The following is a 22,742-nucleotide window of genomic DNA, read 5'->3' as shown; positions in this document are numbered from 1 at the left end:
CGGCTTGATGCTTAGCATTAGGCCGTTTCTTTATTTTCAGGGAGCGGAAATATGTTTTGGATAAATGGTGAGCAGAGTGATCTAGTTTCAGTCAGTGATCGCTCATTTCAATACGGTGATGGATGCTTTACAACTATGTTGGTCAAGCAAGGTCAAATTCAGCATTGGCAATATCATCTAGACCGTATGGAAGCGTGCTTGAAAGTCTTAGACATTCCGTTTCCCGATTGGCAGAAAGTCGAACAATGGTTGGAACAAGCTTCTCTTTTCGATGAGAAATCTGGCCTTAAATTGCATATCACCCGAGGTACTGGTGGGCGAGGTTATAGCCCTGCTCAAACCACGCAACCTAACGTTACGATTAGCAACTTTTCTTTGCCCTCTCACTATGCACAATGGCAAGCCGAAGGTTTGCAGCTTGGTATTTGTTCGAAGCGCATGGGCTTAACCCCTATGCTTGCAGGACACAAACACAACAACCGACTCGAGCAGGTTCTACTCAAAAGCGAAATGGATTTGGCTGGCTATCTCGATGGTTTATGTCTTGATATTCATGGGCATATTGTAGAGACCACCGCCGCCAATATTTTTTGGGTAAAAGGTGCTACTTTGTATACGCCTTCGTTAAAAAATGCAGGTGTTTCAGGTGTGGCCCGCAGAATTATATTAGAATACGCCCAGCAACTTAATTTGAAAGTGGTGAAAGGTGATTTCGAACTCGATCATCTTGATAATGCCGAAGAAGTATTTATCTCTAACTCACTGTTAGAGATCGCACCTGTGGTCCAAATATCGGAGCGTAAGTACTCTATTGGACAACAGACGCTAAGAATTCAGGAGAAATTTAATTCGTGATTAAAAAGTTATCTTTTCTATTGGTCGTTCTTTTTCTGTGTGTAGCTGGCACTTATTTTTATGTACAAAGTGAAGTAAACAGCTATCTTTCCCAACCTTTAAAAATAGAAGAGCCGCAAATCGTCACTATTCAAAGTGGCACCAGTTTAAATCGCGCGATGTCAATGCTAGTAGAGAAGAACTGGATCGAGACAACGCCTTTTACTTCTCTAATCCATCGCTTGCACCCTGAGCTTGCTGGCCTAAAAGCGGGAACTTTCCAGCTCACACCTGATATGACGTTAAACCAAGCGTTGAATCTAGTGATTTCAGGTAAAGAACATCAGTTTGCTATCACCTTCGTTGAAGGTAGCCGTTTCTCTGAATGGAGAGATATACTTACGAATAATCCTTACCTGAAACACACATTAGATGGTGTATCAGAAAAAGAGATTGCTCAAAAATTAGGGATTGAACGCGACAAACTGGAAGGCTTGTTTCTTGCGGAAACTTACCATTTTACTCATGGAGCAAGTGACTTAGATATTCTGAAACGGGCGCATGTAAAGTTGAATGACATTCTGACTGCTGAGTGGGACAAAAGACAAACTGGTTTACCCCTGAAATCGTCATACGAAGCGCTGATTTTGGCCTCAATCATTGAAAAAGAAACCGCAGTTGAAGATGAGAGAACACAGATCTCATCGGTATTTGTTAATCGACTTAACAAGCGCATGCGGCTTCAAACTGACCCTACAGTGATTTATGGTATGGGTGAAAATTATGACGGGAATATTCGCAAGAAAGATTTGAAAGCACCTACACCCTATAACACTTATGTGATTTTTGGCCTACCACCGACGCCTATTGCAATGGCTGGCCCTGCTTCAATCAATGCAGCTCTAAATCCAGACCAAAGCAGTTATTTGTACTTTGTTGCTAGTGGGAATGGTGGTCATGTTTTTTCTAAGACACTCGCAGAGCATAACCGCGCAGTACGCGCCTATCTAAAACAGATTCGTAACCAATAATGAACTCAAAATTTATCGTAGTAGAAGGCCTAGAAGGGGCTGGTAAAAGTACCGCTATTCAAGCGATTGTAGAAACCTTACATGAATTTGGTGTCGACCAAATTACACGTACTCGAGAGCCTGGTGGCACTGTACTGGCAGAGAAAATGCGTGAATTGGTTAAGCAAGAACACGAAGGTGAAGTCCTACAAGACATGACTGAACTGCTTTTGATGTATGCCGCTCGCGTTCAGCTGGTTGAGAACGTGATAAAGCCAGCTCTAGAGAAAGGAAGTTGGGTTGTTGGAGATCGCCATGATATGTCTTCTCAGGCGTATCAGGGGGCGGTCGTCAAATCCCACGTCAAACCATGCAAAGTTTGAAACAAACGACTCTGGGTGACTTCAAGCCTGATTTAACTCTTTATCTTGATATTGATCCTAAAGTCGGTCTTGAGCGCGCTCGCGGACGTGGTGAGCTTGATCGTATCGAGAAAATGGATATCAGTTTTTTTGAGCGCACAAGAGAACGATACCTTGAAATAGCTGGTTCAGACGATTCGGTTATTGTCGTGAACGCAGAGCAAACCATAGACAAAGTGGCACAGGACATTAAGTCTGCGCTACAACAATGGTTGAAGAGCGTCTAGGGAGCAATATGCGAGAACTCCATTCTTGGTTACAAAGCAGTTGGGATAACTGGAAGTATCAGCTAGACAATAACAGCTTCGCTTCGGCTACCTTGCTGTCATCTTCTCCCGGTTTAGAAACGTTTCAGTTGGCCGAGCAGTTTGCTCGTTCATTGATGTGTAGCACTTCCAACAGTGAACCTTGCGGTTTTTGTCATGGCTGCGACTTAATGCAGTCGGGTAATCACCCTGATTACCATGTCGTAAAGCCGGAGAAGGAAGGGAAGGCGATTACAGTAGAGCAGATACGCCAGTGTAATCGTATTGCTCAGGAGTCCTCTCAGCTCTCAGGTTATCGCCTATTTGTGATTGAACCTGCGGAGGCAATGAACGAGTCTGCTGCTAACGCATTATTGAAAACACTCGAAGAGCCGCCAGAGAAGTGTGTGTTTGTTCTCATCGCTTCAAAAGCCGGTGCCTTGTTGCCTACTATTGTGAGTCGATGTCAGCAAGTTACGATTCCTGACCCGCAATCTTCAGTTGTCACTCAATGGCTACAGAATGAATTGGGTGAACAAGTTCCGCCTTATGTTGCTCATATTAATGGTGATGCTCCAGTAAAGACTAAAGCTTTTATTCAGTCCGGTGATTTAGATACGTACAAGTCTATTGAAGAGAGTCTGATTGCTGCGGTGCAAGGCAATACTGAAGCTGCCCTCAAATGTGCGAGCAAACTGAATGAGTCACCAGTTGTGCGCTTAACTTGGCTTTGGTACTTACTTACTGATGCTCAAAAAGCTCATTTTGCTGTTGTGCAACCAAACTTTACTCCCGGTTGTCATACTTTATCGTCAGTATTGAGCTATGTTGTTTTAGAAAAGCAAAGTTCAGAACTTGCCACTTTAATTGAAAAGCTACGTCATTTTACTGGTCTAAATAGCGAGCTTTTAATTATGGATTGGATATTTAAATTTAACGAGGAAACATGTTTGTAGATTCCCACTGCCATCTGGATAAACTGGATTATCAAGATTTACATACTGATATATCGGATGTCGTGAACAAAGCCGCTCAAGCGAATGTAAAACAGCTATTGTCGGTTGGAGTTACGCTTGATTCTTTCTCTGACATGATTGAAATGATCACGCCATTCGAATATGTCCATGCCTCTTGTGGTGTTCATCCATTAGATGTGGAAAGTGAGTTCGCACTAGATAAGTTTCACGAATATGCGAAACACCCTAAGGTGGTGGCGATAGGTGAAACTGGTTTGGATTATCATTACCAGCCAGAAACAGCAGAGTTGCAGAAATTACGTTTTTCCCAGCAAATCGAAACCGCTGTTGCGCTTAATAAGCCGCTAATTATTCATACTCGCAATGCGCGAAAAGACACCTTGACGATGCTAAAACAAGGTGGAGCAGAGCGTTGTGGTGGCGTGATCCACTGTTTTACTGAAGATCTCGCTTTTGCGGAAGCGGCTATGGATTTGGGTTTTTACATTTCTATCTCAGGGATTGTTACTTTCAGACAAGCAACAGAACTGAAGGAAGTCGTGAAAGCACTGCCGATAGAACGCTTGCTGATTGAAACGGACTCACCATATCTTGCACCTGTTCCACACCGTGGAAAAGAGAATCAGCCAGCCTATGTTGTTGAGGTTGCAGCCTACATTGCTCAGTTAAAAGGGTGCTCGCTTTCTGAAATCGCTGAAAAAACAACCCAAAATTACCAAAATCTTTTTTTGCGATAGAAATCAACATTTGCTTTAAAAAGGAGCATCTGCTCCTTTTTTTATTGAAAATTTTAGATGATTGTAAAAATAACCCCATTGTTTACTAAATCTGTTGATTTTGAGAGGGAAAAACAAGCCAATGTAATTTTGTTACATAAAATAACATGATGCCCAATTTTATTTACGCAGTGAAATTATTGGTTTTAACTTTTAAATTTATTAAAAACAATTAGATACGTTCTGTGTAATGGTTTTCAGAGGTCAGATCTGATTGTGATCTGTCTAATACTTTGAAACTTAATTTCGTAACTAAGTAGAATCCATGAGGAGCATCAATATATATTTAGAGGCGGAAAATATAATACATTTTGTGGTTACATTTTCATTGGGTGCTAACATTTAGGCTACGGGGGTGTGCCGTTAGAACCCTAAAATTCTAATAACTTAATCAGGAGCATAAACATGTTTAAAAACGCTTTTGCTAACCTGCAAAAAGTTGGTAAGTCTCTGATGCTACCAGTATCAGTGCTACCAGTTGCAGGTATTTTGCTTGGTGTGGGTGCGGCGAACTTTAGCTGGATACCAGAAGTTGTATCACACCTAATGGAACAAGCTGGCGGTTCAGTTTTCGGCCAAATGGCACTTCTTTTCGCAGTTGGTGTATCTCTAGGTTTCACTAACAACGATGGCGTTTCAGGTCTATCTGCTATCGTTGGTTACGGCATCATGATTGCTACGCTAAACGTAATGGGCGATGCAATGGGTGTTGGCCACATCGAAACTGGTGTTTTAGGTGGTATTTTAGCGGGTGGTGTTGCTGCTTGGGCATTCAACCGTTTCTACAAAATTCAACTTCCAGAGTACCTAGGCTTCTTCGCTGGTAAACGCGCAGTGCCAATCATCACTGGTTTCCTATCAATTGGTCTTGGTGTGATTCTTTCTATCATTTGGCCACCAATTGGTAGCGTGATTGCATCTTTCTCTGATTGGGCAGCAAACCAAAACCCTGTTACTGCATTTGGTATCTACGGTATTGTTGAGCGTTCTCTAATTCCATTCGGTCTACACCATATTTGGAACGTACCATTCTTCTACGAAGCAGGTATTTGTACAAATGGTTCTGGTGAAATCGCTCACGGTATTATGACATGTTTCCTAACTGCTGATGACGCTTCTCGCGCAGCGGGTAACGGTTTCGGTCAGCTAGCGGGTGGTTACCTATTCAAGATGTTCGGTCTTCCAGCTGCTGCTATTGCAATTGCACACAGCGCTAAACCTGAAAACCGTGCAAAAGTAATGGGTATCATGGCTTCTGCAGCTCTGACTTCATTCCTAACTGGTATTACTGAACCAATCGAGTTCTCGTTCCTATTCATCGCTCCAGTACTATACGTAATTCACGCAGTACTAGCTGGCGTTGCATACATGCTAACGAACTCTCTAGGTGTTGTTCACGGTCACACATTCTCTAACGGTTTCATCGACTTCGTGGTTCAATCTCCACGTGCTGAAAACATGTTACTGCTTGTTGGTCTAGGTATCGCTTACGCAGTTCTTTACTACGTAGTGTTCACTTTCGTTATTCGCGCTATGGACATTAAAACTCCAGGCCGTGAAGACGAGTCAGAAGCTGCAACAGCGACTACTGGTACTGAAATGGCTGGTGAACTTGTTGCTGCATTCGGCGGTAAAGAGAACATCACTAACTTAGACGCATGTATCACTCGTCTACGTGTATCAGTTGCTGATACTGAAATTGTTGATCAAGACAAACTGAAAAAACTTGGTGCAGCAGGCGTAGTTGTAGTATCTGGTGGCGTTCAAGCTATCTTCGGTACTAAGTCTGACAACCTTAAAACAGATATGGATGAGTGGATCCGTAACCACGGTTAATCCTCAGACATTTCTTCCCCTATAGAAAAGGAGACTTCGGTCTCCTTTTTTTGTGCGCGAATTCCTACAAATTTCTGATATTCCCTTACCTGACAATGACACATTCCAATGGCCGCTTGGGTACCGTCTATACTTTTGTATAGCTATGGTATTTGGAATTACATATGAAGAAATTAGGGATTGTCGCCTTACTACTTGGCACTTCATTCGCTGTTCATGCACAGCAGAACAAAGGCTTTGAAGTCGGCATGGCAGTTGACCAGCAGCTCAGTGTTGTTTTTGAAATCGACGACCAATATCGTTTCATTCTAGGCAATGATGGCGCAGCGTTTGATTACATTTTTGCTCAGGGAGGCTTCAACAGCCCAAATGTACCTTTTGACTGGTATGTTGGAGGCGGAGCATGGGCTGAGTGGGAAGATGATTTTGGTGCTCGTCTACCGTTAGGTATTAATTGGCAGTTCAATAACCGTTTTAACCTTTATGGTCAGGTACATCCTGAAATCAATTTTTATGGCGGCCCTGAACTGCAAATCGGAGCGGCATTAGGCCTGACGTATCATTTCTAACCTTAAAACTATTTAGTTCGTTATGTGATTGCCCGCCTTTTCGCTTTTAGGTAGTTAAACGTATCATATATAGGCAAATCGTATCAGCCGTGCTTGTCATGGCTGAATTTAAACCTATTTGAACAAAAGCGTGGATACCTGATGCTGGATGTTAGAAATAAGAACTTTATTGTTACAGGAGCGACATCCGGTATTGGACGTTTGCTGACAAAGCGATTGGTAGAGCTAGGCGCCAATGTGGCTTTCTGTGGGCGCTCTGAAAGCAAACTCAAGGAATTAGTTTCTGAAGTCACACCTTCTAATAGCCAAACTTTTTCTCAAGCCTTTGATGCGACAAATTTCCAGTTGATCAATCACTTCGTTGCTGATGCCAGTGAGAAACTGGGTGACATTGATGTATTGGTTAATTGTGCTGGTGCGAATACATCGAGAAGTGCTATCGCAGACTTATCTGTAGATGACCTCATGGGGTTAGTTCAACTGAATATGATGTCTCCATTCGTTTTTATGAAGGAAGTCTACAATGCTTCGATGAAGCCTAGGGGGCAGGGTATTGTCATCAACGTTCTGTCAACGGTGTGTCGATTTTCCAATGAAGGGATCGGTGCTTATACAGCCTCAAAAGCAGGTATCGATGCCTTAACGAAGGTTTTCCGAAAAGAAGCTAGGGAACATGGCGTGAAAGTGTGTGCGATTTATCCCGGTGGAGTAGATACCCCTTTCCGATCAGCAGATCGCCCTGAGTATTTAGACCCAGAACAGGTGGTGGATGCTATCTTGTTTATGGCGAGTCAAAACGGCATTTCTAGTGTAGACGAATTAGTTATTCGACCTATAGTTGAGAAAAATTATTGCTAGAGGTAGGAGATTCTTCTATCCGTATCAAATAAAAAAACCGGCGTTATGCCGGTTTTTCTTTAACTGGATGACTTATTTGTCCATCGCTTTCTTGATACAGATAGCAGCACCACCCCAAGTGATACCAAGACCAATGATCATCATAATAATTGCGCTAGTCGTCATTAGTTTGCCTCCTTACGGCTGGTTAGGTTAACAAGGACACCAAATACAAGTAGAACACCAATAATTGCCCAACCTAGAGTTAGGTCGTAACCACCGTAGCCTTCAGTGAACAGTGCAATCAGTTTTGTCGAAATGATAACCGCTAGCATCACTGGAGTGATAAAGCGTAAACAGATGTCAAACCAAATGCCTACGCTGAAATCAGAAATACTGTTCACGTATTTACGTACGTCAGAGACTTTTAGCAACCAAGTCATTAGTGCGATTTCCACGAAACAGCTTGCCATGATACCTACGTTGTTCGCGAAGTGGTCAACTAGGTCAAGTAACAGTAGGCCACCGTTAGTCGCAAATGCCATAGAGATCACTACGCCTGAACCAATAACGATGTTTGCAGCTTTTTTACGGCTCCAGTTTAGCTTATCGATCACTGCTGAAGTAACAGCTTCCATGATAGAGATGTGCGAGCTTAGACCTGCAACAACCAATGCTAGGAAGAATAGTGGACCTAAGATGTATGGAATTGGTAAAAGGTTAATTGCCGCTGGCAGTGTTACGAATGCCAGACCTACACCTGCAGAAACAACTTCTGTTAGAGGTTTACCTTGCTCTTGAGCCATGTAGCCCAGTACAGAGAAAATCATAATACCTGCAAGAATCGAGAAACCACAGTTGATCAATACCGTCATAAACGCATTGTTTGTGATGTCTGATTTCTCTGGTAGGTAGCTTGAGTAAGCAAGCATGATTGCAAAGCCGATACTTAGCGTAAAGAAGATCTGACCATAAGCTGCCGCCCAAACTTTCACATCCCAAATTTTGCTGAAATCTGGTTCGAACATATAGTTCACACCATCAAGCGCACCAGGAAGGAAAATCATACGTGCAATCAGACCCAATACCATGATGAACAAAATTGGCATCATGATCTTAGAAGCTCGTTCAATACCCGCTTTTACACCACCTACAATAGCCGCATAAGTGATTGCCCAAGCGATGAGCATAGCGAATGCGATATTCCATTGGATGTCACCAAGGTTGGTTGGTGAGTTGTCGCCAAGTGCCAAGTATTCACTAAAGAAGAATGCGTTAGTATCTGTACCCCAACCTTGAGTGAATGACAGACCAAAGTAAGAGATAGCCCAACCAATAACTGCCACATAGTAAACTGCGATAAGCGCAGCAATACCTACTTGGAACCAGCCTAACCATTCAAATTTAGAATTGATCTTTGCTAGTGTAGAAGGTGCTGAACCACGGTTTTTTTGACCCATACTGAACTCAAGGATCATGAATGGGATACCCGCAGTAAGTAGTGCGAAGATATAAGGAATGAAAAATGCGCCGCCGCCGTTTTCATAAGCCATATAAGGGAAACGCCAAATGTTTCCAAGACCGATTGCAGAGCCCACTGCAGCTAGGATAAACCCAACTCGGGATCCCCATTGTTCTCGCTTCATGTTTTACTCCTTTACGACACTCTGAGGTCTGAAGCTTCTCTATGGCTATCACTGGCGAACATGGCTACTGTCGATATTTTTAGCATTCTATAGAATTGCTCAATATTTTATCTATCGTCCATGATTCGGTGAAAAGTTAGTATTAAATTTTGTTTGCCTTAAGAAAACTCAGAGTTTTGTTCTTTATTATCTGATGTGTGTTTGCGAAATCTGAAATAATCAGCTACGCGTGGTACCGAGACTACAGATTTGTTCTGTTAATAGCAATAGATCATAAATGTTAGTTTTTTGTCTTTAGATAGTTTTATTGTGTGATGTATTGGCTAATATGTGGTTTAAAATGTTGCTAAGTTACTTATCACTGGCTCAAGTGATGTTTATTTCGTTTATTTGTAATTGATATCACTATTAAAAACAGTAGAGTGTATGACTGAAAAATATACAATCGACAGTGAATCCCTCCACCTTTTGCTCTTTATCTAAAATAAGGAGAGGAAATGCAGACATTGTTAATCAAAGAGTCGTTGAGGTTAGTTTTTTCGTTCTCCAGATTAGTCTAATAAGGGATATGGTGATTGAGTTATTGTGAGGGCAATTGCATAATTGTAGCTGAAAAATCGACAATTCTTGATGGCTTCCTTTACCGATGTTATTAATTTGTTAAGTAAAAGGAGGTCTGTATGGAACATGATCTAAAGTTTGCAGTAATTGCTACTGCCGTTATCTTCACGGTACTTGTCGGTTTTGGATTGATCGCAATAACACACTAACTGATAAGGGTTCTACTTATGCCTAATAGTGGAACTGTTTCTAATTTAGATAACAAAGTCGATGTGATTCGACTATCCAAATTCATCGGCGGTAAAAACGCTCTGGTTGCTCAAGGTGGTGGTCAGAGAGGTATATTTACTGCCGGTGTATTAGACGCCTTTAATCTCGCCAACTTCGACCCATTCGATGAATTTTATGGTACCTCCGCTGGTGCTCTGAATCTCAGCGCTTTTCTCTGCCGTCAGCATGGCTTAGGCAAAGCTTTCATTACAGAACTCACCACTACACCCGAGTTTTTCCACCTTTTTGGTTACATCCGTAGAAAACAATATATGGATCTTGACTGGGCGTTGGAAAAAATTTGTGACTTCCCATTTCATATGGATATAGACATGGGACGTAGGGCATTAGGTTCACGCAAAGCAATGGCGGCTGTTACATCCTCATTGACCCTGAGTGATGAATACTTTCCGATGCTGGGAGGCAACTGGAAGGATATTATGAGAGCGACATGCGCGATTCCTCGCTTATATCCCAAACAAGTCGAGTTAAACAATCAGTTTTACATTGATGGCGGAGTCTCTGCTTCCATCCCTGTTCAGGAGGCTTGGCGTCGAGAAGCTCGTTTTATTACGGTGATCAGAACGGAAGAAATTGATTTTGAATCAGGGCTAATCATGCAGGATGAAAGAGCTCGGCAGGAAGAAATTAAATGGTTCAGAGATTCTTTTAACAGTATTCAAAATCAGTGGCAGAACCGATTAGGTCAATGGAAACAAGACTGGAACCGTTTTTTTCAGCAGCAAATTGCGCGCTCCAAAGAGTTGAAAAATGAGCATAAACACCTACAAGCACTCAACGGCGGTCGTTGGTTATTTGGTGCGGACGATATTTATCGATTGAGTCATTTGCTTGGAGATAAATTTGATTCAGGGCTGGCGGATATGTTGATGGTACATTACCAGACTTACTCCCTAACTAGAGAGTTTCTGAATTCACCACCTGATGATGTGTTTATAGTGCAAATTGCGCCAAGCAGTCCTCTGAAATCCTCCTCTTTGATGAGCGATAAAGAAGACCTATTACACGATTATGAGTTAGGTGTTGAAGCCGGAAACCGCTTTATCAATTTGTTTTTGCAGGCTAGGGAGATAAAAGCGGAACGCATTATTCGTGCTGATTTTAATTCTCTGGAAATCGGCGAATAACTCACTCTAGAACAAGTAGAGTGAGTTATTGCTTTATGGGATATACCAGTTAGAAGACTGGCAGGATACGCATACAGTTGGTTGAACCTTCAACCTCCATCACATCGCCTTGAGTGATGATAACCAAGTCGCCAAACTCGAGCAGCTTTTTATCTTTGAGAGATTTCAAAGCAGATTGTGCCGCAATAAATCCTTCTTCATGCTTACTGTCGAAATAGAATGGAGTAACGCCTCTGTATAGTGCACAGCGATTAAGCGCGCGTTCATTCCGTGACATGGCAAAGATAGGAAAGACGGAATTTAAACGAGACGTCATTAGTGCTGTGCGCCCCGACTCCGTCAATGTGACCATCGCCTGTACACCTTCCAAATGGTTAGCTGCATAAATGGTAGACATGGCGATGGTTTCTTCTGAGGTGGCAAAGGAGCGATCAATACGATAGTTCTGTTGATTCGACTCAATGGTTTTCTCTGCACCAATACAGACTTCTGCCATCGCTTTGACCGTTTCAACAGGATATTTCCCCGCCGCCGTTTCTCCTGACAGCATTACGGCATCGGTGCCATCAAGTACGGCATTCGCAACGTCCATGACTTCGGCACGGGTTGGCATTGGATTTGTGATCATAGACTCCATCATTTGCGTGGCGGTAATCACCACTCGGTTGAGAGCTTTCGCGCGATGGATCAGTTTTTTCTGCACACCCACGAGTTCTGGGTCGCCAATTTCGACACCGAGATCGCCACGAGCCACCATGATCACGTCAGATGCCATGATGATATCGTCAATATTTTCATCGCATGAGACGGTTTCTGCTCGCTCCACTTTCGCTACTAACCCCGCTTCTAAGCCAGCATCTCGAGCAAGACGGCGAGCATAATTCATATCTGCCCCGTTGCGAGGGAATGAAACGGCGAGGTAATCCACTTTGATTTCAGCAGCGAGAAGGATATCGCGTTTGTCTTTCTCGGTCAGTGCGTCTGCTGAAAGGCCTCCTCCTTTTTTGTTGATGCCTTTGTTATTCGATAAAGGACCACCAATCAGGACGGAAGTAAAAATCTTATTGTTTTCAACAGACAATACTTGTAGCTGTACTCTTCCGTCATCGAGCAGAAGGATGTCGTCTCTTTTGACATCGTTTGGCAAGGCTTTGTAGTCAATACCGACTGAGTCCTGATCGCCCATTCCGGGCGCCAGTTCGGCATCAAGGATAAATCGGTCACCTTCAGTCAGGAGAATCGGTCCATCTTTAAATGTGGATACGCGGATTTTTGGGCCTTGTAAATCACCCAAAATCGCGACATTTTTTCCGAGTTTTGCTGCGATTTCGCGAACTTTTTGAGCTCTTAGCTTGTGGTCTTCCGCAGAACCGTGCGAAAAATTCATTCGTACTACGTTTGCCCCTGATTTTATGATTTGCTCTAGTACGTTTTCTTTATCTGTGGATGGGCCGAGTGTGGTGACAATTTTGGTACGTCTTTGACCTAAACTCATGGTGATCTCCTACAGTGATCGGGCAGATAAGGTATCGAGGATTTTATAAGTATAAACAACACCCATAGTACTTGAGATTAAGGTTATAAAATTGTTACGTAAGTCTGAGATTTTTGTAGGAATTTGGCCGTAATGCTCAATGCAATTAAAATAATTTTGCTCTGAAAATAAGTTTTTCAAACACAGATATCGAGCCTACCCAAACCCGACAATTTGACTGAATACACAAAGTTCCGAGTATATACGTGATGCTGGTCACGGGTATTTACCAAAGCCCTTCACAATTAGTTCGCAAAGTAAAAAAATTGGCAGGTTGTTGTTTTTTGGAGCGTACTATGTACATGGCTCAACCTGGCCATATTGACCACATTAAGCAGGTCAATGCTGGTCGTGTGTATAAATTGATTGACCAAAAAGGTCCGATATCTCGTATCGATTTATCGAAAGAGAGCGAACTCGCGCCTGCAAGTATTACTAAAATTACTCGCGAGCTTATTGATGCGCACCTAATTCATGAAACAACGGTTCAAGAAGCTATCAGCCGTGGTCGTCCTGCTGTAGGTTTACAGACCAACAATGAAGGCTGGCAGTTCCTTTCTATGCGTCTGGGACGCGGATATTTAACCATAGCCCTTCATGAGCTTGGTGGTGAAGTTCTGATCGATACTAAAATTGAGATTCATGAAATCGATCAAGACGATGTGCTTCAACGTCTTTTATTTGAAGTTGAAGAGTTTTTCCAAACTTATGCTGACCAACTCGATCGCGTCACGAGCATTGCTATCACTTTACCGGGTTTAGTTAACTCGGAGAAAGGCATCGTTTTGCAGATGCCTCACTACAACGTGAATAATCTAGCGTTAGGCCCTGAAATCTATAAAGCAACTGGGCTGCCTGTATTTATTGCTAACGATACTCGTGCTTGGGCTTTGGCGGAAAAGTTATTTGGTCATTCGCAAGACGTTGATAATTCAATTCTGATTTCAATACACCATGGTTTAGGCGCTGGTATCATTCTTGATGGTCGAGTACTGCAAGGTCGTAACGGCAATATTGGTGAATTAGGGCATATCCAAATTGACCGCAATGGTAAGCGTTGCCACTGTGGGAATATTGGCTGTCTTGAAACGGTTGCCAGTTCTCAAGCGATTCGAGAACAAGTCGCAGAACGTATTGCCAATGGTGAAGCTTCAAGCTTAAGTGAAATTGCAGAAATCACGATAGAAGATATTTGTTCTGCGGCTGCAGAAGGGGATCCTCTTGCGGTTGAAGTGATTGAGCAGCTTGGTGCTTATTTAGGTGCGGCGATTGCTATCGTAATCAACCTATTTAATCCAGAAAAAATTCTTATTGGTGGCGTTATCAATCAAGCAAAAAGTGTGTTGTACCCGGCAATTCAGCATTGTATCGAACAACAAAGCCTTCCTGTTTACCATAAAGATTTGAAGCTCGTGGAGTCTCGTTTTTACAAACAGGCGACGATGCCTGGTGCAGCGCTTGTTAAGCAAGCATTATATGATGGTTTGTTGCTGATGAAGGTGGTGGAAGGATAATTATCACAATACCTTGAGTACTATCATTTACATTTATCCTTTGTAGCTATACTGTTATTGGGTTTTAATAGTTTGCGGAATTTTCTATGTCAGGTGTTTTAAATTCAGTCGATCAACGTACTAACTTGGTTGGCGAAAACCGACTTGAGTTATTGCTTTTTAGCTTAAACAGCCGTCAACTGTTTGCTATTAACGTATTTAAAGTTAGAGAAGTGATTAAAGTCCCTCATCTAACTAAAATGCCAGGCTCACATCGCAATATTACCGGTGTTGCAACACTTCGCGGTGTGCCAGTACCGATTATCGACTTGCGCCAAGCGATTGGTTTCCCTCCATCTCGATTAGAAAAGCCAGAGCAAAACCTCATTATTACGGAATACAACCGTACTACTCAGGGCTTTCTCGTTGGTCAAGTCCGCAACATTGTTAATACTGCATGGACAGAAATTGAACCGCCGCCAAAATCAGCGGGGCGTTCAAACTACTTGACTGCCATTACTCAGATTAAAGAGCAAAATCAAACCAATATCGTTGAAATTATTGATGTTGAGAAGGTACTTGCAGAGATCATCGAGTACGATGTTTCTATTTCTGAAGAGTTGCTTGACCACAATATTTTGGGTGAAATGGTAGGCCGCAATGTTTTAATCGTGGATGATTCTTCAACCGCACGAAACCAGATTAAAGATACCTTGTCACAGCTTGGTCTCAACATCATTGAATGCCGAGACGGTTTGGAAGCATTGAATTTCCTCAAATCTTTATGTGATGCGGGTAAAAACATCAATGATGAGCTTCTGATGATGATTACAGATGCTGAAATGCCAGAAATGGACGGCTATCGCTTAACTCATGAAGTTCGCAACGACCCTCGTATGAAAGACCTGTTTATTACTTTGAACACCTCTTTGAGTGGCAGCTTTAACGAAGCGATGGTTCAGAAAGTTGGTTGTAACCGATTCATCTCTAAGTTCCAGCCCGACTTGTTGGTGCAGGTGGCTCAAGAACGTCTTCGAGAAGTTTTATAAGAATAGAAAAGCGCTGAATATTCAGCGCTTTTTGGTATCTTCAAATACTGTCTCACAGTATTTATTAGTATCTGGCTTAATGAAAATCTCGAGAGCGACTTTGAAGCAACGTTAAATGTTCGGTGATATCAATCAGTTTTCCCGCGATCACATGCACCACATTCTCTTCTTTCTCGACAATACCTTTTACCATTAGGACTTTGGCACTGATATAAGCGCTTTTCTGTGCTCTGGCTGTGGCTTGCCAAACTACGGTATTAATATTTCCGGTATCGTCTTCTAGTGTGAAAAACGTTACGCCAGCGGCTGTTCCGGGAGCTTGTCGTCCGGTGACGACTCCTGCAACGGTAACGAGTGATTTATGCGGGAGATTTATCAGGTCTTTATGGCGGGTGAACTTGCCTAAGATACCAGCTTTGTCTAATAAGGTTATCGGATGCTGGTTGAGGGATAATCCTAATGATGCATAATCTTCTATCAGATCTTTCATCGCTGTAGGTGAGTGTTGAATTAGGCGTTCATCTTCTTGATAGTGTTCAAATAACGGCAGGTCAGAAAGAGAATCCATGATAGCCCAACGGGTGTCGTAGCGGTTATTGGTTAAGCGATGCAGGGCATTGGCAGAGGCCAGTGATTCCATATCTTTCTGGTTAATTCCTGCATTTTTTAGCTGATTAACATGCTGAAATCCGCTAGTAGGGCGAGCTCGCAGCAGTTGCTCGCTTCCTGAGTCGCTTAATCCTTTCACCAGACGCAGACCGAGTTGAATAGCAAAACCTTGCTGGTGGCGTACGACTTGATGCTCAATAGATGAATGATTAACGCAAACAGGCAGAACCACAATGCCGTGCCTTTGAGCATCCTGAATCAGTTGTGACGGACTATAAAAACCCATAGGTAAACTATTGAGCAACGAGGCGTAAAACGCTTCCGGATAATAGTATTTGAGCCATGCCGAACAATATGCCAAAACCGCGAATGATGCCGAATGGCTCTCTGGGAAACCGTATTCCCCGAAGCCGCAAATTTGATCGTAAATCCGTTCGGCAAACTCTTTTTCATAACCGCGAGCCAGCATGCCGTTTATCAATTTAGGTCTGAATTTAGCCAACTCGCCACTCTTTTTCCAAGACGCCATCGCTCGGCGAAGCTGATCTGCTTCGCCTCCACTGAAACCAGCTGCAACCATAGCAATTTTAATCACTTGCTCTTGAAAGATCGGAACGCCCATCGTCCGCTCTAAAACTTCTTTCACCTCTTGGGATGGGAAAGAAGGTTCCTCAATACCATTTCTTCGTTTAAGGAACGGGTGCACCATATCGCCCTGAATTGGACCGGGGCGAACGATGGCGATTTGTATGACCAGATCATAATAAGTGCGAGGCTTTAAGCGTGGTAGCATACTCATTTGCGCACGAGACTCTATTTGAAACACGCCTACGGTATCTGCGCGTTGTATCATCCCATACACGTTTTCGTCGTCTTTTAAACGTGTGATGTCTGCAATGCTGAGCTTTCGTTGATGGTGGAGTTCGATCATGGTGAAACACTTACGAATAGCCGTTAGCATACCTAACGCCAGCACATCGACTTTCATCAGTCCGAGACTTTCTAAATCGTCTTTATCCCACTGAATAATGGTTCGTTCCGGCATGGCTGCGTTTTCTACGGCGATCAGCTCATACAAAGGACCCGCGGAAATAACAAAGCCACCCACATGTTGTGAGAGATGGCGTGGGAACGACTGTATTTCGTTGACCAGATCGATAAACAGTTGCCCTTTATGCGATTGTGGCTGAAGTCCAAGCTCTATGATCTGGGCTTGCCATCCGAGTTTGCGGTCTCTGCGGTTAATATTTTTGATAAAGAAATCGAGTTGAGTCTCGCTAATCCCCAATGCTTTCCCTACGTCTCGAATAGCGCTTTTTAAGCGATAAGTAATTACTGTCGCGGCCAATGCAGCTCGCTCTCTGCCATATTTCTGATACAGGTATTGAATAACTTCTTCACGTCTCTCGTGTTCAAAATCCACATCAATATCTGGCGGCTCTTGACGTTCTTTACTGATAAATCGTTCAAATAACACCGCGACTTGGCGAGGGTCGACCGCGGTTATCTCTAAGCAGTAACAGACAATAGAGTTCGCGGCAGACCCTCGTCCTTGGTATAGAATGCCTCTACTTTTGGCGAACATAACGATGTCGTGAATGGTAAGAAAATAGAATGGATAGTTGAGTTCATCAATCAGAGAGAGTTCTTTATCTATGGTCGCCTGAATATCGTCAGGGACGCCTTCGGGAAAGCGAACAAGCTTGCCTTTTTCAACCAGTTGACGCAGATGTTCCATAGGTTTGACATCATCTGGAATCAATTCACTTGGGTACTCGTATTTCAAATCACTCAGTTTGAAGTGACACAGTTCAGCAATACGTACGCTCTCTTTTAACCATTCACTTGGGAATATTTTGGCGAGCTTTGTTTTACTGCGCAGTGCCCGTTCAGTGTTACCAATTAGGTGAGCCTGAATGTGTTCGACACTCTGGTTGTGCTTTATGGCCGTAAGAACATGTTGCAGTGGAAGGCGTGTGGCCGTATGCATCAGAACACCGCCACATGCAGTGATGGGCAAGCTCAGTTGTTGAGCCAGCTCCTGACAGTGCGAAATATAGTGATGGTCGTTCGCGCCGAGATGGCGTTGAACGGCAATCCATAAACGACCTTGATGATATTGCTTCAGCCACTTTCCCCAATAGGCATTGTTGTCTTCCTCGGTTGGAAGCCAGAGAATAAGGCAGTGCTTCGCGGACATTAAATCCCATTCAGATAGCTGATAGCTGCCTTTTTCACTGCGCCTGCGCGCATTGGTGATGATTCTGCACAGCTCAGCGTATGCCTGGCGATTTGGGCACAAAAGTACAACTTGGCACTCACCATTGAGCCAAAACATACTGCCGACAATTTGTTTGATACCAAGCTTTCGGTCTTTGATGGCGGTATGAGCTCTCACGACGCCAGCGATTGAACACTCGTCGGTAATCGCGAGAGCGCGATAGCGTAGAAAATCCGCGTGCTGAATAAGTTCTTCAGCATGAGAAGCACCCGTCAGAAATGAGAAATTGCTTTGGCAAAATAGTTCAGCGTAAGCCATATCACTACTCTTATAAAAATCGTCTGATCAAAGAGGCACGTTTGCTAAACAAGCCTGCGTTTTAGCTAAACTGGCCATGCAGAAACCAGTGTTTATCTTGGTTGCGAAATACCCAAAGCCAGCGGCCTTGTTCGCTGTGGGCAATGAAATAGTCACGAGTGATGGGCTGGTTGTCCCACCATCCAGTGACTAGTCTTTCAGGCCCATGGATGAGCGATACGATTTCACACAGAGGTTCGGGCTCAGGAAGCAGCAGGCTAGGGCGCAACTCTGGTCTGCGTAATGTATGGGATGTGGGTTCTGTTGCTGCTATGTATTGGCTGCGCTTCTCTGGGCGAGGATCATCACTCAGATTCGGCTTATTGACTTGTGCCTGACCAAGCTTGGCTTGTAGCAGAGTGATCAGTTCCAGTGCTGTCGTCTGACCTTTTTCACCATCAAAAATGTCCGTCACGCTTTGGTTCATTTCCCCAGAACGAATGACTTTTAACGTCATTGCCAGTGCGGGTTGGGACAGTTGTATTGACTCTAGAGTGAGTTGACAGAGCTTCCCCCATTTTCCACAAGCATATTCTCCCTGTGCTGAAGTAAAATGCAGACTGTTTTTGATGTTATCTCGCTGAGTCAGTATCAGTTCAAGCTCAAAAGCGACCTGATTTCGCAGTGTTAAAAATTGCTCTAAGCGTTTTAGCAAACGAGATAAAGGCTTCTCCAACCATTGAATATTTTCAATTTCATACAGCAATTCTAGGTGGCTACAAAAGGCTTCTGGCGGATGGTAAAAACTAACTGGATGCTTAAATTGCCCCAAGAGCTTGCCTACATAGTTCACTAAATCGATATCAAACCGTCTTGCCAGATCTTGTATTGGTACGGCAAGGAGGGCTTTGATGTCTCGAATCCCGACTCTGGCGAGTTTTTCTACCTGTTTAAAATCCAGTTCTGTGGCACTGAGTGGGTAATCGTTAATGGCAGCAAGAATCTTGTCTTTATCCTCAATGATGATATTTGAAGCGCTTTTTCCAAGCAAAACAGCCGAAAGTGGCGAAAAACCGGAACCATAGTAGTAACGTGTTTTACGTAAACGAAGATGAGCACTTAATGTGTGCCAATAGTTATCCAGACCCGAATACAGAGACAGCATGTTAGTGACTCTTAGCAATATGCCTTTTGGTGGAAGCAACACGATGTCTGAGGTTACCAGATACAACCATTGTGCTATCTCTTCGATGGTTTGATTTTCAACATTCTCATCATAGGGATGTACTTGTAGATCGCTGCACATAGATGCCGCACTGCCTAGCCCCATCCCAATTTTTATGCCTTGCTTTAATGCACAAGCACTGGCTTGAACAACATGGTTATCACGACCTTCGATGATAACCAGAGGGTATTCATGCTCGGCGTATAAGGTATCCAGTTGTAGTGCTGGAAAATGAAGATAGATCCAAAGTGTCATCGTTAGCCCTGCATACGTTGAGGAAAGGCGATAACTTGTGAAGACGGTTTTGAAGAAGCCTGCGGGATCACCAAGTTTGGCCAGCGCTCATACATAGATAGCTTAAATGCGCTTAAAGGCCATCCACCTTTGCGTTTGGGGACACTAATCTGCAGACCTTGTGGATCGGCTTGTAACGATAAACTGAGTGATACGGGTAGCGAAAATACGCTTTCTTGCGGCGAACGGAAAAGAAATTGCAAACAGCTACCCGTTTCACTGGCAACATTTAAACGACGAACCTGATGGACTTCGAGCTTATCTTGCCAAAGCAATACTTGACTGCATGCACCACTTTTTAGGCATTGTTCAGCAGCCCACAAGGCTTCCTTGTGGTTTTTTGGTGTTAAAACCAATACGTGTTCAAGGTTTATACCTTCACACTTCAGACTTTCAGCCTGCACTATGCCTGGTGGATTAATAAATACCGTTAGTCGCTTATCGTGTTGTTTCAGATAAGGATAGATAAGGCGTAATTCACCAATACCCGACAGAGACTGAATTTCAACCACACCATGAGGAGGAAAGCCTCCGGCAAGTTTGTCATCCAGTGCGTTGAATCCGGTCGAGTGGGCGCTTTGCTCATATTTTGTTTCTGAGCCTTGCCATAGCCAGTGTTTGTTCTTGAGGTGTTCTATCAGTTCATACATAATAATTTACCTGTATATTTGTACAGTATATTTTGTTGTTTAGAACATTCAAGAAAAAAGTAAGGTTTATAAACAACAAAGCCTCGCTTAGTTAGCAAGGCTTTGAATCGTTTGATGAAACTCAGTAACTATTTTTTCGGCTGAGCATCAATGCACTGACCATTGACAGCTTTGCCTTCTGGCGCCATCAAATACAGGTATAACGGCATAATGTCTTGTGGTGTTTTCAGTAGGCCAGCATCTTCCGCAGGGAAAGCTTTTGCACGCATACCAGTACGAGTACCACCTGGGTTGATAGCATTAACGCGAATATTTGTATCGCTAAGCTCATCGGCAAGCACTTGCATCATGCCTTCAGTCGCAAATTTGGATATCGCATAAGTCCCCCAGAACGCGCGACCAGAATGGCCTACCGTCGAGCTGGTGAAAATGATGCGGGCATCGTCAGATTTATGAAGTAGAGGCAGCAGAGCTTGAGTCATCAGGAACTGTGCTTTGACGTTTACCTGCATGACGTCGTCATAAGAGTCTTCACCGATCTGATCAAATGGGCTTAGTACACCCAAAATGCTGGCGTTGTGTAAAACACCATCCAAACGGCCGAACTGCCCTTCAATGGTATCAACCATATCCAGATAGTTCTGTTTTGTTGCTCCTTTCATATCTAAAGGAACAATAGCAGGCTGAGCATAGCCAGCGGCTTCAATTTCATCGTAGGTTTGTTCTAATTTTTTCACAGTGCGCCCAAGCAAAATCACTGTCGCACCATGTGCCGCATAAGTGATGGCTGCTTGTTTACCAATGCCGTCACCAGCACCTGTAACTAAAATTACTTTATCTTTTAGGGCGTTTGCAGACACTGAATAATCCACGTTACGTATCCTTATTGTTATGATTTACTTTAAGTCATGATGACAAGGTGGTTACAATACACCAATTCGCATTGAAGAGGATGAGTACATTGGAATTTTTGTTGGACTATGGCTTATTTTTAGCCAAGATCGCGACACTTGTGATTGCGATCGTTGTGTTGTTAGTCATTGCTAAATCCGTCGGCGGAAAAGGTGCAGCTAAAGGTGAGTTGGAAGTGACCGACTTAACTAAGCAGAACAGAGAGAACGCTGAACATTTAGAAGCGCACTTACACGATGAATCTTTTTTGAAAGCTCGCCATAAAGCAGAAGCGAAAAGCGAGAAAGAAAAACATAAGCAACGCGAAAAAGCCGTTAAGAAAGCCGCAAAATCGGGCGAGTTAAAAGAAGAACGTGAACCTCACTTATTTGTTTTAGATTTCCACGGCAGTATTGATGCCAAAGAAGTGTCTTCATTGCGCCAAGAAGTCACTGCGATTCTGGCTGTCGCACAGCAAGGTGACGAAGTGTTGCTACGCCTTGAAACAGGTGGGGGTATGGTTCACGGCTATGGCTTGGCATCTTCACAATTGGATCGTATTAAAGCCGCAGGCTTACCACTGACCATCTCGGTAGATAAAGTGGCTGCAAGCGGTGGCTATATGATGGCCTGTATTGCGGATAAAATTGTTTCAGCACCCTTTGCCATTGTTGGATCTATTGGTGTGGTAGCACAGTTGCCTAACTTCAATAAATTGCTGAAAAAAAACAATATTGAATTCGAACAACTGACCGCAGGTGAGTACAAACGTACATTGACTATGTTTGGTGAGAATACGGATAAAGCTCGCGAGAAATTCAAGCAAGAGCTAGAAGAAACGCACGTATTGTTTAAAGATTTCATCCGTGAGCGTCGCCCTGAGTTAGATCTAGACAAAGTGGCAACCGGTGAGCACTGGTTTGGTACGCAAGCAAAAGAGCTTGGTCTGGTAGATGAAATCAAAACATCGGACGATTTAATTGTTGAAGCGTGCAAAGAGAAGACGGTATTAGCTCTTCGCTATGTGCAGAAGAAAAAATTGACCGACAAACTGGCAGGCGTTGCCGGAGAAGCGGCAGACAGTGTTCTATTAAAGCTGATCAACCGAGGTCAACGACCGATAGTGTAGTTGTTTGAATAAGTCTGAAGACCATTCTGAAAACTACCTAGTTGATAAAAAAACCTGCTTAGGCAGGTTTTTTATTGTCTGTCGAAAATTAACGTTATGGACATGGCTGGTGGAATGTATCAGAAGTCAAAGAACCTCTATATGCTCACAGTTATCGGTGGAATGAAAATGTTAGGGTTTACAGTGTGGTAGATGAAATAGAAACATGTCGAGATAAAA

Annotated in this window: 19 protein-coding genes and 1 pseudogene; 13 read left to right on the top strand and 7 right to left on the bottom strand. The window is 43.3% G+C overall.

Annotated elements, in window-relative coordinates:
* Positions 1-51: 51 nt before the first annotated feature.
* The 8 genes and pseudogenes from pabC (at position 52) to P4S58_RS09955 (ending at position 7,527) form a co-directional block, all read left to right on the top strand.
* The gene (pabC, locus tag P4S58_RS09990; protein ID WP_042483588.1) at positions 52-855 is read left to right on the top strand and encodes an aminodeoxychorismate lyase; all 804 of its coding nucleotides are present in this window, start codon (positions 52-54) and stop codon (positions 853-855) included.
* On the top strand, positions 852-1,865 hold the full coding sequence (gene mltG / locus P4S58_RS09985) for an endolytic transglycosylase MltG (RefSeq protein ID WP_337163855.1): 1,014 nt from the start codon (positions 852-854) through the stop codon (positions 1,863-1,865). Before pabC ends, mltG begins: the two co-directional genes overlap by 4 nt.
* Positions 1,865-2,493, top strand: a pseudogene (gene tmk, locus P4S58_RS09980) (dTMP kinase). The gene mltG and the pseudogene tmk overlap by 1 nt, the downstream one beginning before the upstream one ends.
* 8 nt (positions 2,494-2,501) lie before the next feature.
* A complete protein-coding gene (holB, locus tag P4S58_RS09975) occupies positions 2,502-3,467 on the top strand; it encodes a DNA polymerase III subunit delta' (RefSeq protein ID WP_337163853.1) in 966 nt (321 codons plus the stop codon).
* A complete protein-coding gene (locus P4S58_RS09970; protein WP_337163852.1) occupies positions 3,458-4,225 on the top strand; it encodes a TatD family hydrolase in 768 nt (255 codons plus the stop codon). Before holB ends, P4S58_RS09970 begins: the two co-directional genes overlap by 10 nt.
* Before the next feature lie 444 nt (positions 4,226-4,669).
* Positions 4,670-6,100 carry a PTS glucose transporter subunit IIBC gene (gene ptsG, locus P4S58_RS09965; RefSeq protein WP_337163851.1) on the top strand — a complete coding sequence of 477 codons (1,431 nt, stop codon included), beginning with the start codon at positions 4,670-4,672 and terminating at the stop codon, positions 6,098-6,100.
* A 164-nt stretch (positions 6,101-6,264) separates the two neighbouring features.
* A complete protein-coding gene (locus tag P4S58_RS09960; protein ID WP_102987026.1) occupies positions 6,265-6,669 on the top strand; it encodes a hypothetical protein in 405 nt (134 codons plus the stop codon).
* A gap of 141 nt (positions 6,670-6,810) precedes the next feature.
* Complete coding sequence (locus P4S58_RS09955; RefSeq protein WP_337163849.1) at positions 6,811-7,527, top strand: SDR family oxidoreductase; 717 nt, start codon at positions 6,811-6,813, stop codon at positions 7,525-7,527.
* Positions 7,528-7,599: 72 nt separating this feature from the next.
* Here P4S58_RS09955 and P4S58_RS09950 read toward each other — a convergent pair whose 3' ends face one another.
* Together P4S58_RS09950 and P4S58_RS09945 are read right to left on the bottom strand one after the other, a co-directional pair.
* Complete coding sequence (locus P4S58_RS09950) at positions 7,600-7,692, bottom strand: MetS family NSS transporter small subunit (protein WP_146029080.1); 93 nt, start codon at positions 7,690-7,692, stop codon at positions 7,600-7,602.
* Positions 7,692-9,152: a sodium-dependent transporter gene (locus P4S58_RS09945; RefSeq protein ID WP_102963151.1), complete on the bottom strand. Its 1,461-nt coding sequence runs from the start codon at positions 9,150-9,152 to the stop codon at positions 7,692-7,694. The genes P4S58_RS09950 and P4S58_RS09945 overlap by 1 nt, the downstream gene beginning before the upstream one ends.
* Before the next feature lie 680 nt (positions 9,153-9,832).
* On the opposite strand from P4S58_RS09945, the gene cydH reads away from it, so the two are divergent.
* Both cydH and P4S58_RS09935 read left to right on the top strand, forming a co-directional pair.
* Positions 9,833-9,922, top strand: coding sequence for a cytochrome bd-I oxidase subunit CydH (cydH, locus tag P4S58_RS09940; RefSeq protein WP_042483562.1), 90 nt, complete (start codon positions 9,833-9,835; stop codon positions 9,920-9,922).
* 18 nt (positions 9,923-9,940) lie between these two features.
* The gene (locus P4S58_RS09935) at positions 9,941-11,131 is read left to right on the top strand and encodes a patatin-like phospholipase family protein (RefSeq protein WP_042483558.1); all 1,191 of its coding nucleotides are present in this window, start codon (positions 9,941-9,943) and stop codon (positions 11,129-11,131) included.
* A 49-nt stretch (positions 11,132-11,180) separates the two neighbouring features.
* On the opposite strand, the gene pyk is transcribed toward P4S58_RS09935, so the two are convergent.
* Entirely contained in the window at positions 11,181-12,626 is a 1,446-nt protein-coding gene (pyk, locus tag P4S58_RS09930; RefSeq protein ID WP_102952830.1) for a pyruvate kinase, read from the bottom strand.
* A gap of 335 nt (positions 12,627-12,961) precedes the next feature.
* On the opposite strand from pyk, the gene mlc reads away from it, so the two are divergent.
* Together mlc and P4S58_RS09920 are read left to right on the top strand one after the other, a co-directional pair.
* Positions 12,962-14,179, top strand: coding sequence for a sugar metabolism global transcriptional regulator Mlc (mlc, locus tag P4S58_RS09925; RefSeq protein WP_042483552.1), 1,218 nt, complete (start codon positions 12,962-12,964; stop codon positions 14,177-14,179).
* Between the two features lie 86 nt (positions 14,180-14,265).
* Positions 14,266-15,207: a chemotaxis protein CheV gene (locus P4S58_RS09920; RefSeq protein WP_042483549.1), complete on the top strand. Its 942-nt coding sequence runs from the start codon at positions 14,266-14,268 to the stop codon at positions 15,205-15,207.
* Between the two features lie 76 nt (positions 15,208-15,283).
* On the opposite strand, the gene P4S58_RS09915 is transcribed toward P4S58_RS09920, so the two are convergent.
* The 4 genes from P4S58_RS09915 to P4S58_RS09900 form a co-directional block, all read right to left on the bottom strand.
* A complete protein-coding gene (locus P4S58_RS09915; RefSeq protein ID WP_337163847.1) occupies positions 15,284-18,355 on the bottom strand; it encodes an error-prone DNA polymerase in 3,072 nt (1,023 codons plus the stop codon).
* Positions 18,356-18,416: 61 nt separating this feature from the next.
* Positions 18,417-19,814 carry a Y-family DNA polymerase gene (locus P4S58_RS09910; protein ID WP_337163846.1) on the bottom strand — a complete coding sequence of 466 codons (1,398 nt, stop codon included), beginning with the start codon at positions 19,812-19,814 and terminating at the stop codon, positions 18,417-18,419.
* 2 nt (positions 19,815-19,816) lie between these two features.
* On the bottom strand, positions 19,817-20,503 hold the full coding sequence (gene imuA, locus P4S58_RS09905) for a translesion DNA synthesis-associated protein ImuA (protein ID WP_337163845.1): 687 nt from the start codon (positions 20,501-20,503) through the stop codon (positions 19,817-19,819).
* Between the two features lie 128 nt (positions 20,504-20,631).
* Positions 20,632-21,375: a YciK family oxidoreductase gene (locus P4S58_RS09900; protein WP_042483538.1), complete on the bottom strand. Its 744-nt coding sequence runs from the start codon at positions 21,373-21,375 to the stop codon at positions 20,632-20,634.
* A gap of 89 nt (positions 21,376-21,464) precedes the next feature.
* Here P4S58_RS09900 and sohB point away from each other — a divergent pair, with 89 nt between their 5' ends.
* On the top strand, positions 21,465-22,523 hold the full coding sequence (gene sohB, locus P4S58_RS09895; protein ID WP_337163844.1) for a protease SohB: 1,059 nt from the start codon (positions 21,465-21,467) through the stop codon (positions 22,521-22,523).
* Positions 22,524-22,742 lie beyond the last annotated feature (219 nt).

The organism is Vibrio sp. Hal054 (assembly GCF_037162405.1).
In the GTDB taxonomy this organism is placed as follows: domain Bacteria; phylum Pseudomonadota; class Gammaproteobacteria; order Enterobacterales; family Vibrionaceae; genus Vibrio; species Vibrio diazotrophicus.
Note: the sequence above shows the minus strand (reverse complement) of the source record. Positions and strands in the feature narration are given on the sequence as shown.